12 protein-coding genes are annotated in these 16691 nt (G+C 34.0%); 11 read left to right on the top strand and 1 reads right to left on the bottom strand.

Features of this window, described 5'->3' with window-relative positions:
- Positions 1 to 36 precede the first annotated feature (36 nt).
- Positions 37 to 1260 (bottom strand): hypothetical protein, encoded by a 1224-nt coding sequence (locus tag Q8907_00175; protein ID MDP4272678.1) that lies wholly within the window; start codon positions 1258 to 1260, stop codon positions 37 to 39.
- A 462-nt stretch (positions 1261 to 1722) separates the two neighbouring features.
- Here Q8907_00175 and Q8907_00170 point away from each other — a divergent pair, with 462 nt between their 5' ends.
- The 11 genes from Q8907_00170 to Q8907_00120 all read left to right on the top strand — a co-directional run bounded on the left by Q8907_00170 (position 1723) and on the right by Q8907_00120 (position 16633).
- A complete protein-coding gene (locus Q8907_00170; GenBank protein MDP4272677.1) occupies positions 1723 to 2265 on the top strand; it encodes a hypothetical protein in 543 nt (180 codons plus the stop codon).
- A gap of 55 nt (positions 2266 to 2320) precedes the next feature.
- Complete coding sequence (locus Q8907_00165) at positions 2321 to 7441, top strand: hypothetical protein (GenBank protein MDP4272676.1); 5121 nt, start codon at positions 2321 to 2323, stop codon at positions 7439 to 7441.
- A gap of 4 nt (positions 7442 to 7445) precedes the next feature.
- Complete coding sequence (locus Q8907_00160; protein MDP4272675.1) at positions 7446 to 8093, top strand: hypothetical protein; 648 nt, start codon at positions 7446 to 7448, stop codon at positions 8091 to 8093.
- A gap of 627 nt (positions 8094 to 8720) precedes the next feature.
- Complete coding sequence (locus Q8907_00155) at positions 8721 to 8855, top strand: hypothetical protein (protein MDP4272674.1); 135 nt, start codon at positions 8721 to 8723, stop codon at positions 8853 to 8855.
- Between the two features lie 786 nt (positions 8856 to 9641).
- Complete coding sequence (locus Q8907_00150; protein MDP4272673.1) at positions 9642 to 9884, top strand: HTH domain-containing protein; 243 nt, start codon at positions 9642 to 9644, stop codon at positions 9882 to 9884.
- A 133-nt stretch (positions 9885 to 10017) separates the two neighbouring features.
- Positions 10018 to 10182, top strand: coding sequence for a hypothetical protein (locus tag Q8907_00145; protein ID MDP4272672.1), 165 nt, complete (start codon positions 10018 to 10020; stop codon positions 10180 to 10182).
- Positions 10183 to 10237: 55 nt separating this feature from the next.
- Positions 10238 to 11398 (top strand): radical SAM protein, encoded by a 1161-nt coding sequence (locus tag Q8907_00140; protein ID MDP4272671.1) that lies wholly within the window; start codon positions 10238 to 10240, stop codon positions 11396 to 11398.
- Positions 11385 to 12431: a hypothetical protein gene (locus Q8907_00135; protein ID MDP4272670.1), complete on the top strand. Its 1047-nt coding sequence runs from the start codon at positions 11385 to 11387 to the stop codon at positions 12429 to 12431. The genes Q8907_00140 and Q8907_00135 overlap by 14 nt, the downstream gene beginning before the upstream one ends.
- 5 nt (positions 12432 to 12436) lie before the next feature.
- Complete coding sequence (locus tag Q8907_00130; GenBank protein ID MDP4272669.1) at positions 12437 to 14626, top strand: peptidase domain-containing ABC transporter; 2190 nt, start codon at positions 12437 to 12439, stop codon at positions 14624 to 14626.
- A 3-nt stretch (positions 14627 to 14629) separates the two neighbouring features.
- The gene (locus tag Q8907_00125) at positions 14630 to 15955 is read left to right on the top strand and encodes an HlyD family efflux transporter periplasmic adaptor subunit (GenBank protein MDP4272668.1); all 1326 of its coding nucleotides are present in this window, start codon (positions 14630 to 14632) and stop codon (positions 15953 to 15955) included.
- Between the two features lie 135 nt (positions 15956 to 16090).
- Positions 16091 to 16633, top strand: coding sequence for an IS66 family transposase (locus Q8907_00120; GenBank protein ID MDP4272667.1), 543 nt, complete (start codon positions 16091 to 16093; stop codon positions 16631 to 16633).
- Positions 16634 to 16691: the final 58 nt, after the last annotated feature.

Genomic DNA, 16691 nt, shown 5'->3' with positions numbered 1-16691 from the left:
ATTAGTTAATTATTCTGAGCAATGATAAAGTAGTCCTTAATCCTTTTGAAATGATTTTTGCGTCTTAAATGACAGATATGCTTTTAGACTGATTGTGAATCTGTTGGCTTCATTAAATTTCTCTCCGCTTGCGTGCAGGTTGTATCCTAAGTTTATAGCGAAACAGGAATATCCCATTCCGGCTTCAAATTTTAAAACAAATTCGGATTTCTTATAATTCGTATAAAGTATTGGGTAAATACCTGCATTTACGGTTTTTACAAACGATAACAAGTACAATTTATAACCGTCTAGGTGCTGATCAAAATTTTTACTCCAAGAGGCGCCATATAAAATAAGTCCTTGTTGATACCACTTTTTCTTAAAGGAAGTTTCTTCGTTTATATATCCATTTCCAATACCAATTTCTGCTTCAATTCCGTTGATATACGAAATCGTTGGAATTAAAAAACATCCATGACGAAAAGTTTCAACATTAGATTGTTTCAATTGATTCTCAATTTTCCGGCATTTGGCTTTATCCTTAAGTTCTTTGTACCATTGATATTTCATATTTCTAATATACGTCTTGTAGTAGGAATTTTTTTCATACTTTTCAGCCAATTCAAGACATTCAGAAATCCTATTTTTTTCCCTTACGTTAATCGTATCAGTATTTTTTATCTTAGTTTTGCCGGATTGATCAATCATTTCAATAAATGCTCTTTTCAAATAGACATAAGGATTAGCGAGAGCTGATGAAATAGCTTTTTCGCAGTAAAATTTTGCCGAATCGCCCATGTTTCTGCATGTATAAGACATTGCCTTTTGGATTAACGATAGATATTCTGCAACAGTATCCTTGGTGATACTTTTCCAGCATGGACAGGGATAATAATCACTGGGAATACAATTTCTGTTTCTATCAACTATGTAAGTATAGTAAGATATTTCTCCCTTATCATTTCGGTATGGAGATTCTGTGAATTTTGAAGTATTGATAGAATCATAATCTATAAAGCCAGTGTTATATTTGGAATAGGGCAATAATATATGCTCTAAAGTATCAATGATGGCATAATTCCCTTTATCATCAACGACAACAATCATTGAATCATTGAACTGATTAATTTGTTTGAATTTAGTATCTATTAAAGTTTTACCTGTCATTTTATTCTGGATACCATAATGTCCGTCAATTCCAACGAATGGCTTAATTATCTGGGTAAAGCAAAGTTTTGATAAGACAATAATCGATAAAAAACATAAAAATCGTTTCATCCTTTTATTCCAATTTCTGATGTTATTTTTATTATTGGTTAAAGTTGGGAATTAAAAAAAAATAATAAAAAAACAAAAGGTGTTTTTTACAATAATCACCAATATAAATCATCTTTATGTTGATTAAAAAAACTAATAAAACTAATAAAACTAGTAAAACTAATAAAAACTTGTAAGTACTTTCTCTGATTTTCTTTTCAATTTTACTTCCACAAATCGATACTATTCTAAGAAAACATATCAAATAAACTATCTTATAAAGTCGTTATTTTCCAGTATTGCTTTGCTTATTATAATGTGAAACCTAATATTGCTCTTCCTTTTTGCAATCTCTATAGAATTCAAGGAATTTTCTAAACTGTCTTTTAATTATCCCTTGGATTTTTTTCCATTTTTAACTAATAATTTTTAAATTTATAATAGGAGAGGAGTAGTATAAAATTTTATTAATGAAATTTATTAATGAAAAAAATTCTGTCCCTACAAACGTTATTCCTATATGTCGTTTTGATAAATTCCTATTGTGGTGATAATCCGAATTTTTTTGCCAGACACTCGAAAGGAAGCAATGGTTTAATCCTGTCACTGGGTTCTACAACCAGGGGACATTACTTTTCCGGAGGTTATTCATACTATTTCACAAAATATTTTTTCTCTGATCTTACCTATTCTTTTGAATACGGCCGGTTTCATTATACCGATTTTTCTACCCATAAGCTTTGTTTAACGGGTAAGGCTAATTTTTTTTCTTATCGCAAAAGCATTTTCTGTAACGCTGATTTGGGGTTATTTGGCGGACAGGAGATTCTTAAAGAAAGGCTTTTCGATATCGACAGTGGTCATCAGTCTGATTTTATTTATGGTTTAAGCCTGGGTACCCATTGTGAATATTTCCTGACCAATAAACTTTGTCTGGATTTAGCCCTGGATCAAAATTTCATGAGAAAAAGCCTTATTCGTAGTTCTTATATTTCATACGGATTAGGGTTTCGCATTTTCTTTTAGCTCACTTCCATTATTAAAATACTTTGCCATGTAGGATAAACTTAATTTAAAACCCATGATGAGAAAAATTATACCCATTTTAACTTTTCTAACATTTATTTATGCTAGAACCGTAGGGCAGGAGGTAAGTCAAAATACTTCACCGGTTTTAAAAATTTATTCTTCAACTTGGCATTATTGGCTGTTTGATGAATCAAGTACGTACACCTGTACCAATGGTAAATTTGAATTCGAGACCTACTATGATCCGGCCAATGTTCAAAGTGGTTATATCCTTTCTTTTGATGATTTTGAACTCTATGATAATTTAGTCGGCATTGGCATGGGACAATCCCTGGCATCATCTGCTTATAGCACAACACAATCTACTCTTTGTTCTGTCGAAGATCTCTTTCCAAATTATAATTGGTCGGGTTTTACTTCACCTAAAGTGTTTTATGTGGTCATATTTTATACCACCTATTATAAAAATGCAAATACTTATTCTACTGTTGCCCCCTGGCAAAATATTATGGTCGTTGCCAGAACATTTTACCCAAAACCTAAGGTAGGTTCCGTCAGCGTGGTGACTAATGGAACATCAGTTACTACAAAGCAAATTGAGTATAACACAACACCTGGTGAATTTAACGGGATGGAGGCAACAGGCAGCGATGGAATCTTTTCCTATCAATGGCAGGAAAAAACACCCGGGGATGTGTATAAAAGTATTTATGGGGCAACTTCCTATAATTATACTCCTTCTAGGCTGCTTACTTCAACCATATTTCGAAGGATGGACAGCCCCAGGAAATGTGGAACATCAATGTTTACCAATGAGATAACCATTAATGTATTGCCTGATGTTTCCGGGGGTACGATAGGTACATCCCAGAGTATTTGTAATTACGCAAATCTGAATCTTTCCAATATCTCTTCAGGAAGTGGTGGGACCGGGGTATATACCTATCAATGGCAGTCATCCAAAGATGGAATTTATTTTCAAGATATACCTTCTGCTAACGGGTTAACTTATTCAGTCGGCGGGCTCACAGCTTCCACTTATTATAAACGAATATGTACTTCGGGCGTGAATTCAGCAGAATCAAATATGGTAGCCATAAAGGTGTATGATGCCTTAACTTCCGGTACCTTGTCATCTTCACAGACGTTGTGTTATAATACTACGCCTGCACAATTGGTTGGTGTCAGTCCGGCAGGTGGAGATGGGACTTATACTTATCAATGGCAATCCTCAAATGATGGGACTAATTGGTCAAATATTTCAGGGGCAGTAGGATCTAATTATCAGCCGGGCACTTTGAATGAATCCGTATTTTATAGAAGGGTAGCCACGTCCGGATCAGGTTGTGGTAGTGTAATTAGTTCTCCGGTGACCATAACAGTTTACGATGCTTTGACTTCGGGAAGCATTTCTTCATCTCAAACAATATGCAACGGCATTACCCCTTCTCAACTATTGGGGACTTTACCAACAGGTGGGGACGGTATTTATGGTTATCAATGGCAATCTTCTTTAGACAATAGTTCCTGGTCAGATATAATTGGTGCTACCAGTTCCGGTTATCAACCCGAAGCATTGACAAAGACAACATACTATCACAGGATTGTGACTTCCGGATCAGGTTGTGGAAGCAAAACCAGTTTGCCGGTTACCATTACAGTTTACGATCCTTTGACATCCGGGACAATCTCAACGTCGCAGACAGTGTGTAACGGGACTATCCCTGCAAAATTAGCCGGTACCAGTCCGACAGGAGGAAGCGGTACCTATACTTATCAATGGCAGTCATCAACGGATGCAACCTCATGGTCTAATATTGCTATGGCTTCAAGTGCAGATTATCAACCTGGTGCTTTGACCGCAACGACTTATTATCAACGGGTAACCACCGCTGGAAGTTGCGGGAGTATGACCAGTTCACCGGTGACTATAACGGTTTATGGAGCTTTGAATGCTGGAACAATATCCTCCTCTCAAATACTATGTAATGGATCAACTCCTTCACAACTTGTCGGTACTGGTGCAACGGGTGGTGATGGAAAATATTCGTATCAATGGCAATCATCTACTGATAATAGCAAATGGTCCGATATTGCTGGCAGTGTGAATGCAAGTTATCAACCTGATGCCTTGATAGCTACAGCTTATTATAGGAGAGTAGCAAGTACAGGTTGTGGGAGTATCACAAGTTCACCTGTTAAAATAACAGTTTACGATGCTTTGACTTCAGGTAGCATTTCTTCATCCCAAACAATATGCAATGGGATTCCCCCTTCACAAATATTGGGTACTTTGCCAACAGGTGGGGATGGTGTTTATAGTTATCAATGGCAGAAATCAACTGACAACGATACTTGGTCAGATATTTTTGGGGCTACAAGTGCAAGTTACCAACCCGAACCATTAAAAACAACGACTTACTATCACAGAATTGTAACTTCCGGATCAGGTTGTGGAAGCAAAACCAGTTTGAGGGTAACTATAACAGTTTATGGTGCTTTAACCTCAGGAACAATTTCAACGTCGCAGACAGTATGTAACGGGGCTATCCCTGCAAAATTAAGTGGTACCAGTCCGACAGGAGGAAGCGGTACATATACCTATCAATGGCAATCATCACTGAATGCAACCTCATGGTCTAATATTGCTATGGCTTCAAGTGCAGATTATCAACCTGGTGCTTTGACCGCCACAACTTATTATCAACGGGTAACCACCTCTGGAAGTTGCGGGAGTGTAACCAGTTCACCGGTGACTATAACGGTTTATGGAGCTTTGAACGCTGGAACAGTATCCTCCTCCCAAATACTATGTAATGGGTCAATTCCTTCACAACTGTTCGGTACCAGTCCGACAGGAGGCGATGGGAAATATACCTATCAATGGCAATCATCTACTGATAATAACAAATGGTCGGATATTGCTGGCAGTGTGAATGCAAGTTATCAACCTGATGCTTTGATTTCTACAACTTATTATAGGAGGGTAGCAAATACAGGTTGTGGGAGTATCACAAGTTCACCTGTTAAAATAATAGTTTACGATGTTTTGACTTCAGGTAGCATTTCTTCATCCCAAACAATATGCAATGGCATTACCCCTTCTCAACTATTGGGAACTTCACCAACTGGCGGGGATGGTGTTTATGGTTATCAATGGCAGAAATCAACTGACAACGATACTTGGTCAGATATTTTTGGGGCTACAAGTGCAAGTTATCAGCCCGAAGCTTTAACCGCTACAACTTATTACCATAGGGTGGCCACTTCCGGATCAGGTTGTGGAAGCAAAACCAGTTTGCCGGTAACTATAACAGTTTATGGTACTTTAACCTCAGGAACAATTTCAACGTCACAAACAGTATGTAACGGGGCTATCCCCACAAAATTAGTTGGTACCAGTCCGACAGGAGGAAACGGTACATATACCTATCAATGGCAGTCATCACTGGATGCAACCTCATGGTACAATATTGCTATGGCTTCAAGTGCAGATTATCAACCTGGTGCTTTGACTGCCACGACTTATTATCAACGGGTAACCACCGCTGGAAGTTGCGGGAGTATGAGCAGTTCACCGGTTACCATAACGGTTTATGGAGCCTTGAATGCTGGAATATTGTCTCAAGCCCAAACGTTGTGCTATAATGGGACACCTGCACAAATAGTTTGTACCAGTCCAACAGGAGGTGATGGGAAATATACCTATCAATGGGAATCATCCCTAGACAATAGCAAGTGGTTAACTATTGCGGGTGCTTTAAGTGCTAATTATCAATCCGGAGTTTTGACCGCCACCACTTATTTTAGAAGAATTACAACTTCAGGATCAGGTTGTGGTAGTAAAACCAGTTCCCCGGCTACCATAACTGTTTATGGAAAGCTTGATCCGGGTGAGATATACAATTCCCAGGTTATTTGTAGTTCTTCCATACCTGCCGGACTTACAGGGACATCTGCAAGTGGTGGTGATGGGATATTTAACTATCAATGGAAATATTCTGTAAATGGTTCGATTTGGAATAATATACCTGGTGCTTCAACTTCCAGTTATATTCCAACAAGCCTTACGCAAACAACCTATTATAAGAGAGTGGTTACAAATAATTGTGGAACTGCGACAAGTGATTCCCTGAAAATTGAAGTCAAAGGGATCATCGATCCTGGCGTTATTGGTCAGGCTCAAACAATTTGCTATAATACTTCCCCGCAATTGTTATCCGGAAATGTGGCAAGCGGAGGATTTAACAATTTCACTTATCAATGGCAGCTGGCGTACGATAATTCAATATATACAGATATTACACTGGCTAATGGTGCAAGTTTTCAATCCGGTAATATTACCGGTACCAGCTATTTCAGGAGGAAAGTAACGGATTCGAATTGTGGCAGTGCTTATACTTCGCCGGTTTTGATTAGTGTAATGCCTGCATTGCCGCTACCTGCGGTTTCTTACAATTCAATTTATTGCCGGGGTTCAAATCTAAATTTATCTGCAGGTTCCGATTTTTCATATGGTTGGTATGATGCCAATAAAAATTTACTACAAACCGGTTCCAATTATTCAGTTCAAAATATACAAAATGATCAAATTCTATATATCATAGCCAAAAATAACCAGAATTGCTTGAGCGATGCCCAACAGGTTAATTTAAACGTGGACAAGATAAAAGCCGGTTTTACTACGGAACGGGATTCTTTTGCAATTGGCGAACAGGTTAAATATTCTAATGCAAGTTCCGGAGCGACTAGTTATCTATGGAAATTGGAAAACTATTCGTACACGGATAAGGATATTTATTTCAACTATTATAGTCCTGGAGATAAGACAGTTCAACTTATTGCAACAAGCGCAAACAATTGTATGGATTCCTACCTTAATGCAAAGGCAGTTACCATTTATGATCCCCTTAAATCAGCTATAACTGAAAACACCATTAGGCCAAAGATTCGGATATATCCTACTGCAGTAAATGATGTATTGAATATTGAAACTTCACTGGATATGAAAGAAGTAGAATTTATTAATTCGATAGGCCTGACGGTTAAGAAACTCATGATCAATTCCGGCGAATATCATGGTAATCTTTTTGATTTCAAACCTGGGTTGTATTTGATTAAAATCACATTAAAGGACAACAGCTTCCAGATATCAAAAATCATAAAACTATAAATCCATGAAGTACTTCTTTTTTATTCTGGGTGCATTTTTGTTGCTTTCCTCCTGTGAAAAATGGGACGATTATTATTATAATATGGATACTCCCCCTGGCCTGACCTTGTATAAGGATGGCCTTTTATACACGGATTCTATAGATTCCATTAAAGTAAATACTATTTTAACCTTAACCTATAAAATCACATCGGAGAGGGCTCAACGGCTTCAAATCAGTTCAAGCGGACATTTGGATACTCTTGTCTTTTTGGATGACCATACCCTTACTTTTAAAGGCCTTTCAGCAGGAATTTGCCAAATTACCTGTAGTGTAAAGGATGCGTATTTGAAAAGCGAGGAAAGGCGTTTGAATTTTATCATATTCGATAATCTGCCTCCAGTAGCTTCTTTTACCTATATCCCTATCAGTAACCTTTCAAGTCATGAAATAGAATTTGATGCATCTTCGTCTTACGACAAAGATGCAAGGTTTGGTGGTAAAGTTGTTGAATATGATTTCACCATGGATAATACGGTTAATTTTCAGACTACAAATGGGGTAGTTGACTTTTCATTTAACTCTGCCGGCACAAAACAGGTGAAACTCAGGGTAAAAGATAACGATAACACCTGGAGCGGTTACTTAATTAAAAATATCACTGTCAATTGAAGCTTTTTATTTTTACTGAGAAGCAACGAAGGTATTTCCTGTGAAAATTTTAAATAACCAGAAAAACTCTAGAATTTACCTCTGACAATGAAGCAGAAACAGGTTCAGTGGCGGCCAACTGTTAGGAATACATTGTCCGACTGGAATGGTCAAAGGGGGCCATAAAGCCCCCTTTTGAAACAAATCATTTCAGGAGAAAATCCCTCAGAAAATGCATTGACCCCATAGAGGTAAAAAATATCCAACTGTCAGATCAAGTCTTGACTTTTACACTTTATCATTTCTTCATCTGTTTCTTTTCGAAACTTCTGTCGACAAAAGGATAATTTCATTTCTTCAGGGTCATAGTGATTAATCCCCTTTCTTATGCTCGTGTGGCTTCAGTGATGGCGTATTTCCGGGAGTATCCTTATTATCTCGTTGGCGCCTGTCTGGTTCTCCTGTTGATTTAGTAGTTCTTTTTGGTCCTGTTTTAATTCCCATAATTTACCTCCTTTGTTAATATTATATTTGGTATACTAAGTTCATTATTATTAATCAAATTTCAAACTTAAATATTGCAAAATTTCTTCTTAAAACTTTAACAATGAAGGTCCATACCGTTCATTTAAGTTAGGAGCTTTTAAATTGGGTATCATAAAACCTCGCCGTTACCGAAACCGCCGTCTGGGTGATTTTCTCAAAGAACTTTATCTTACCGAAGGAAAAGCAACAGGTATTCCCCGAATTAAAAAAGCAATGAAAGATAATGGTTCGCCTTAGCCTGTTTTTGATTTCGATGAAAAGCGCACTTTTTTTGAAGTTGATTTTCTGATTCATCCAGCTTTTAAAGGAACACATGATTTTAATAATGTGAAATCTAAAATTGACAATACTTTAACAAAACTAAACGAAAGTTCGGAAAAGGTCGTAAACTTAATTCGGAATAATCCTCATATTACAGCTTCCGAACTAGCTGTTTCAATTGGGATTTCAAGCAGGGCAGTTGAAAAAATTATCGAAAGCCTTAAAGATATTGGATTAATTGAACGAAAAGGTTCTCGTAAAACTGGTTATTGGATAATTAAAAGTTCGGAATAAAGTTCGGAATATTTGTTGCATACTATGCACATTATTAAATATATATGTATTATTGAACGTCCCAATTCAAATAAAAGTGAATTTATACGTTCAAAAAAGTTCGGTGGATAGTCAAATCATCTGGAATATACACAGGTCTTTCTGGATTTTTTTTTATTTCCTAAAGATTCTAACCTGCAAGGGCAGATTATATGGAAATTACAATCAAAAGCAGCTAGTAAGTAATATTTTGTTAATAAAATATTTTGTTAAAATTTGGATTAATCATTTATAGTTTACAAATTAGTATCTAATAAACTATTTGATGTTTATATTTTAAATTAAAACAATAATAAGATTGTTTTAGACATGTTATCATGCCTAAAATGCTCTTTTGACGAATTAATACATGTACTAAAAATAATCATATTTGCCTGTCATTGTAATATAATAAATTTTAATGAAGAGGACTTTTTAAATACTACAGTTATGAGTATTGTGAGATATTTGCAAAGAATTGAAAGAATCGATCAATTAATTAGATTACAAGCAACTGGGACTCCAAAAGAATTAGCTAATAGATTGAGCTTGTCCGAATCAGTCATTTATCAGACGCTTGCTTTTATGAAAAAATACGGTGCTCCAATCTATTATAATAAATATTTAGAATCTTATTGTTATGAAGAACCTTGTTTTTTTGTATTTACCTTTAAAAAGAAAAAAATTGAGTAATTATTTTATACTCCGAAAATATCAGAGTGTAAATAATAAAATTTGTAATGCAATAATAATTAATGGCCATAATTTTATGTCCCGGAAGTCGAAAAGGGTAACGAGTAGACTAATATTTAATAAAATTATAATCATGAAAAAAGTTTCTTTAACAAGAAGTGAGTTAAAAAAACACTCATCAGAAATTTTTGAATTGTTATCAAAAAGGTCACTTGCAAATTTTAAAGGAGGTACTTCACTTCAACCTCCTAAATATGATAATGTGGCATATCCTGATACTACCTATGTAAGAAAATAATCTTAATTTAACAGGGTTATGTAAAAATAACCCTGTTTTTTAAATACATTTTAATATGAAATTAGAAAATTTGGTTTTAAAAGTTACAAGTAAATGTAACCTAAATTGTAGTTATTGTTACGTATTTAACAAAGGAGATAAATCTTTTAAGAAAGAACCTTCCTTTCTTGATCTAAGAACATCTGAAAAACTCCTTTATAGATTGAATAATCATATAAAAAAGCATAATCTTAAAACGTTTCTGTTAATTTTTCACGGTGGTGAACCGTTATTGGTAGGCAAAAAATTTTATTCTGATTTTATTGAATTAGCAAACAAAATTATTACAGATATAAAAATAGATTTTGCTCTGCAAACTAATGGTACATTATTAAATGAAGAATGGTGTGATTTGTTTAAAAGATTAAAAATTAATATTGGGGTAAGCATGGACGGGACACCATTTGCAAATGAAAATAGAGTATACAGAAAAGATAAAACCTCTGCATATACTGATATCTTAAAAGGAATTGAAACTTTAAAAGATAGTTATAATGAAGTTGCCATTTTAAGTGTTATAAACACCAAAGAGGAGCCTATTAAAGTATATGAACATTTTAAAAAAATAGGGATTACTCATGGAAGTTTTTTATTTCCAGATTTGAATTATGATCAAGTTCAAGACCCCAATGATATTCCTAAAGTTGGTGAATGGTTAATCAAACTGTTTGACTTATGGTATGATGATACAGAAACTAGACCCATGTTTCGTCCATTCAATTTCCTTTGTCAGAAAATTTTGGGATATACTGAATTAGGTAACGAGATGTTTGGAACAAATGAAAATGCCGTTTTAACAGTAAAAACAAATGGTGATATTGAAGCTGTTGACTCATTAAGGATATGTGGTAATGGATTTACGAGAACTAATTTAAATGTAGATAGAAATGAGTTAGATGATCTATTTAAAGATAATCTATTTAAAAATTATTATTATGCTCATTCTGATGATTATTTATCTAAAAATTGTCTAGAATGTGAAATTAAAGAATTATGCGGAGGGGGGCAATTAGCTCATAGGTTTTCAAATAAAAATAATTTTGATAATCCTTCCGTATACTGTAACCAAATTTATAATCTTATCAGGCATATACAAAATAGATTATTGGCTGATTTACCTGAAAATATAATTAATGATTGTAAAATAGAAAAAATTGGATACTATGAAAATGTTTAATTTATTGGCTGTTATTTTATTCTCTTTTCAAATTGTCAATGCTCAAATAGAAAAAGAATCAATTTCAATTAATAAGTGTGGTTTCAATTATTTCTCAATTAAAGATACTTCGAAAGAATCGACCATAGATTCTATTCGTTTTATTGTAAGTTCTCCTATTTCTTCCAAAAAAGCAATGCTGCTTTTTATTCAAGGTTCCGGACAGAGTCCATTATTTTTTGTTGATGGTAAAGACTTTTTTTGTTCCGTATCTTCATTATTTCCAAAAGATTTTATGGAAAAATACCATATCGTAATAATCTCAAAGCCCGGGTTACCAATATCTTATGATTTTAATCACAGAAATCAAATTGCAGATAACCAACAAGTAAGATCAAAATTTATTCGTAATGATAATTTAGATTATTATGTTAAGGCTTCAGCTCAAGTAATAACTTATTTATTAAAAAAAGATTTTATTGATACTAATAAAGTTTATATAGTCGGACATTCCCAAGGATATTCAGTAGCTGCAAAACTTGCGTGTAATTTTTCCAAATTAATCACTAAAGTGGTTTGTATGTCGTCAAATCCTTTTGATCGGCAAAGTATATCTATATATTCTTTAAAGAAGAAAGAAATGTTAAATGAATTGCCATCTAATAATGTACAACAAAAGCTCGATTCAATATATCAGCATCAAAAATTGGTCAGTCAGTGGTACTTAAAAAAGGATTCATTTCCACAAGACGACAATTATTTTAATTTTCTAAATGATTATTCTTTTAATTTTTATCCTCCAATTAACTATCTATTAAAGGTGGATAAACCTATTTTAATTGTATATGGTACTAATGACGATGCCTCTGCCTTAAATGATTATTTGCCATTATGTTTTTATAGAAATCAAAAGGATAATCTTACAATATTACGTTTGCATAATTTAGATCATAACTATTTTTCCAATACCTATGACGCATCTGGTAAAATCATTAAAAATGAGTTTAATTGGCCATCAATTTTAACGTCAGTTAGTACATGGTTAGATAAATAATAGAAATGTCATCCTTCCCATTCATCCATCAACATGATCAGACAGATTGCGGCCCATCATGTCTTCATATGGTGTCAAAGTTTTATGGCAAAAATTATAACCTTCAATATCTTCGTGAAAATTGTTTTATTACGCGTGAAGGTGTTTCATTATTAGGTATTAGTGAAGCGGCTGAAAAAATAGGTTTCAGAACAATTGGTGTAAATCTAAAGTTTGAGTCTTTGGCAAATGAGGCTCAATTACCATGCATTGTCCATTGGAACCAAAACCATTTTATCGTTGTTTATAAAATAAAAAAAAAACTGGTATATGTTTCCGATCCAGCATATGGACTTTTAAAATTTTCAATTAGCGATTTTAAAAGAGGTTGGATTAATAATTCAAATAATGATGGAGATTTTGGTACTTGTTTGTTGCTTGAACCTACGTCAGAATTCTACAAAACAATAGCTAATAACAAAGAAACATCCGGTTTTAAGTTCTTATATTCATATATTTTAGTCTACCAGAAATTTTTCTTTCAATTATTTGTGAGTTTATTATTTAGTAGTATTGTTCAATTAATTTTTCCTTTTATTTCTCAAGCTATTGTTGATACTGGTATCAATACACGGGACCTAAATTTTATCTACCTTGCCCTGATGGCGCAAATGACATTATTTATAAGTCGAACAACTGTAGATTTTATTCGGTCTAGGATACTTATACATATTAGTGCAAGAATAAATATTTCAATTTTATCTGATTTCCTTTCCAAATTAATGAGGCTACCGATAAGTTTTTTCGACAACAAAATGACTGGGGATATTTTGCAGCGTTTGAATGATCATGAAAGGCTAGAACAATTCTTTTCTTCTCAAATGTTAGGTGTGCTTTTTTCAAGTTTTAACCTTATTATCTTTGGGGTAGTTTTGGCTATTTATGAGATAAAAATTTTCATTGTATTTATGCTCGGTAGTACATTATATTGTCTGTGGATGTTTTTGTTTATGAAAAAGAGGAAAGATTTGGATTATAGAAGGTTTGCTCAACTATCGGCTAATCAAAATAATACGCTAGAGTTAATTGAAGGTATGCAAGAGATAAAGCTTAATAATTGCGAACGTCAGAAACGATGGAAATGGGAAGGTATACAAGCTAATTTATTTTATATCAACCTTAATAATCTGTCTGTAACACAATACCAAATATCAGGATCTGTTTTTATTAATGAAACTAAAAATATTATTATCACTATAATGGCAGCTACTGCTGTACTCAACGGCCAAATGACATTGGGTATGATGCTGGCAATTCAATACATTATAGGACAATTAAATAGTCCTATAGAACAAATGATTGAATTTATTCAAAGTAGTCAACTTGCTAAAATAAGCATAGAGCGACTTTGTGAAATCCATATTAAAAAAGATGAAGAAATACCAGAAGAAACTAAGCTTACATATCTACCCGAAAATAGAAGTATTATACTAAAAAATGTCACTTATCAATATGAGGGGCCTCATTCTCCAAAAGTGTTAAATAATGTAAATATAACTATCCCTCAGAAAAAAACAACGGCGATTGTGGGTGCAAGTGGAAGTGGCAAGACAACCTTGTTAAAACTTTTGCTTGGTTTTTATTTACCGGTTGAAGGCAGTGTTAATATAGGAGACATTAATTTACTGAACTACAACAATAGTTGGTGGCGAAGTCAGTGTGGGGTTGTTATGCAGGATGGCTTTATTTTTTCCGAAACTATTGCTTCGAACATAGCCATTTCTGATGAAAAAATAAACAAAGAAAAACTTCTATATGCAGTAAAAATGGCGAACATTCAAGACTTCATAGAGAGTTTGCCATTAAGTTATAATACAATAATTGGGAAGGAAGGTAATGGACTTAGTCAGGGACAAAAGCAGCGAATTTTAATTGCAAGGGCTATTTATAAAAACCCAGAATTCGTGTTTTTTGACGAGGCTACCAATGCACTCGATGCGAATAATGAGCGTATCATAATGGAAAATCTCTTACAATTTTTTAAAGGTAAGACAGTTGTTGTGGTAGCTCATCGTTTAAGTACCGTTAAAAATGCTGATCAAATTATTGTTCTAAACAATGGTTGTGTTACCGAAATAGGCACTCATCATGAACTTACTTCAATAAAAGGTTCTTATTTCAATTTAGTTAAAAACCAACTTGAACTTGGTAATTAAACAATGGAAAATAATAAACCACTAAAAACAGAAATTGGAAAACTTAGGTTACAGAACAATGAGATTAATGATATTATTGGAATTGTACCTAAATGGTTTGTCAGATTTGGCATTACCATAATATTTATTTTTCTAATGATAATCCTTATAGGATGCTGGTTTTTTAAATACCCTGATATCGTTTCAGGAAAAGTTCAAATTACTGCAAATAATATTCCTTCTTCTATAGTAGCACATTCAGATGGTCGGATTGAAAAAATATTTATTAGGGACAATCAACATGTAAATGAAAATGAGATATTAGCAGTTATAGAGAGTAATGCCGATTATAAGGAAGTTTTCGCAATTAAAAACTTAACAGACTCCTTAAACTCAATATTTCAGTTTAAGGATACTATCTTTTCAGGAATTACATATGATTATTTTAAATTAGGCGAGATTCAGCCATATTATTCATCTTTCATAAAACAATTAAGTGACTATAACAATTTTGTTTTTCTTAATTACCAACGAAAAAAAATAGCAAGCCTTAACTTCGAGATATCTCAAGAAAATAGCTATATCAAAAAATTAAATAAAAAATTGTATTATTCAAAAGAACAATTAAGTATTGCGAGAAGTCAATTCAGGCGAGATTCATTATTATATAAACATGAAGTTATAGCGCTAGCTGATTTTGAGAAATCTCGGACTACCTATTTGCAGTCAAAAAGTACTCTTGAAAATGTAAATACCGAAATTATTAATGCAAACATTCAAGTTACAAAATTAAATCAGGATATTCTCGATTTATCATCTCAACGTTTAGAACAAACAACCCAACAACATAATAATCTTAAAGAAAGCTATGAAGTTTTACTTTCACATATTTCTGATTGGGAAAAAACATATATTTTAAAATCAACAACAGATGGCATAATGACTTTTACTCGTATATGGAACAAAAACCAAAATGTAAAAAAAGGGGATGTCGTATTTACTATCATACCTTCTGGTTCAATTTCTTATATTGCCAAGATACAATTACCTATACAAAGTTCTGGCAAAGTTAAGGTTGGACAGAAAGTTATTATTAAATTAGATGATTTTCCATATATGGAATATGGTATGCTTTGCGGTTTTGTCAATAAGATATCTCTTGTCCCGGATAATGACTTTTACTTTGCTGAAGTTAATTTTTCGTCAAAATTATTAACTACATACGGTAAAGATATTTCTATGAAAAGTTTATATAATGGTAGCTGCGAAATTATTACACAAGAACAACGTCTAATATATAAACTTGTTTATCCCTTAAGGGCGTTTTGGGTTAAAAACAGAACCCTATAGTTTAATATCATTGAATATACAGAGCTTGAAGATAAAATTTATCAACATGTGTACTCAAAAAAAATCAAAGTTGCCCCACATTATAATGAACCGCTGTATACGAGACACGTACGTACAGTGTGAGAGCTTTTCAGCATGGCGCATGCCAGGCGTAAATTTGAAGATTCCTTAGATAATGATCCGGATAGGGCAAAGCAGATGCTTATGCTGATGCAGGATTTGTATGCCATGGAGCGATGTGCCCGAGAACAGGGGATGGATGCAACAGCCCGAAAATCCCTGAGGGAGGAAAAAGCATTGCCCGTGCTAACCAAAATGGAAACCTGGCTAAAAGCAAACCTTGAACAGGTTTTGCCCAAAAGTGTTATAGGGGGAGCTATATCTTATACCCTGGCCTTATGGCCCCGGCTGTTGCGTTACATGGAAGATGGCCGTTATGAAATAGATAACAACCTTGTGGAGAATAGCATACGTCCGGTGGCTCTGGGAAGGAAGAATTATCTATTTGCCGGATCACATGAAGCCGCACAAAGGGCGGCCATGATGTACTCCTTTATTGGATCCTGCAAACTCAACAAAGTAGAACCCTTTACCTGGTTCAGGGACGTTCTCTCACGTATTTCTGAGCACAAAGCCAATAGATTGGCAGAACTTCTGCCACAAAACTACTGTAAATAGCATCACCCATAATATTAATTAAAGGTTTTGAAAGGTGCATTTTGCCGAACGGTTACTT

The sequence above is a fragment of the Bacteroidota bacterium genome, assembly GCA_030706565.1.
In the GTDB taxonomy this organism is placed as follows: Bacteria; Bacteroidota; Bacteroidia; order Bacteroidales; family JAUZOH01; genus JAUZOH01.
This window is presented reverse-complemented; position numbering and strand designations above follow the sequence as displayed.

Bases quoted from the DNA above. Each gene is read 5' to 3' on its own strand.
- Q8907_00160 (MDP4272675.1), top strand. From the start codon at position 7,446: ATGAAGTACTTCTTTTTTATTCTGGGTGCATTTTTGTTGCTTTCCTCC.
- Q8907_00145 (MDP4272672.1), top strand. From the start codon at position 10,018: ATGAAAAAAGTTTCTTTAACAAGAAGTGAGTTAAAAAAACACTCATCA.
- Q8907_00170 (MDP4272677.1), top strand. From the start codon at position 1,723: ATGAAAAAAATTCTGTCCCTACAAACGTTATTCCTATATGTCGTTTTG.
- Q8907_00130 (MDP4272669.1), top strand. From the start codon at position 12,437: ATGTCATCCTTCCCATTCATCCATCAACATGATCAGACAGATTGCGGC.
- Q8907_00120 (MDP4272667.1), top strand. From the start codon at position 16,091: ATGGCGCATGCCAGGCGTAAATTTGAAGATTCCTTAGATAATGATCCG.
- Q8907_00175 (MDP4272678.1), bottom strand. From the start codon at position 1,260: ATGAAACGATTTTTATGTTTTTTATCGATTATTGTCTTATCAAAACTT.
- Q8907_00135 (MDP4272670.1), top strand. From the start codon at position 11,385: ATGAAAATGTTTAATTTATTGGCTGTTATTTTATTCTCTTTTCAAATT.
- Q8907_00165 (MDP4272676.1), top strand. From the start codon at position 2,321: ATGATGAGAAAAATTATACCCATTTTAACTTTTCTAACATTTATTTAT.
- Q8907_00140 (MDP4272671.1), top strand. From the start codon at position 10,238: ATGAAATTAGAAAATTTGGTTTTAAAAGTTACAAGTAAATGTAACCTA.
- Q8907_00125 (MDP4272668.1), top strand. From the start codon at position 14,630: ATGGAAAATAATAAACCACTAAAAACAGAAATTGGAAAACTTAGGTTA.
- Q8907_00150 (MDP4272673.1), top strand. From the start codon at position 9,642: ATGAGTATTGTGAGATATTTGCAAAGAATTGAAAGAATCGATCAATTA.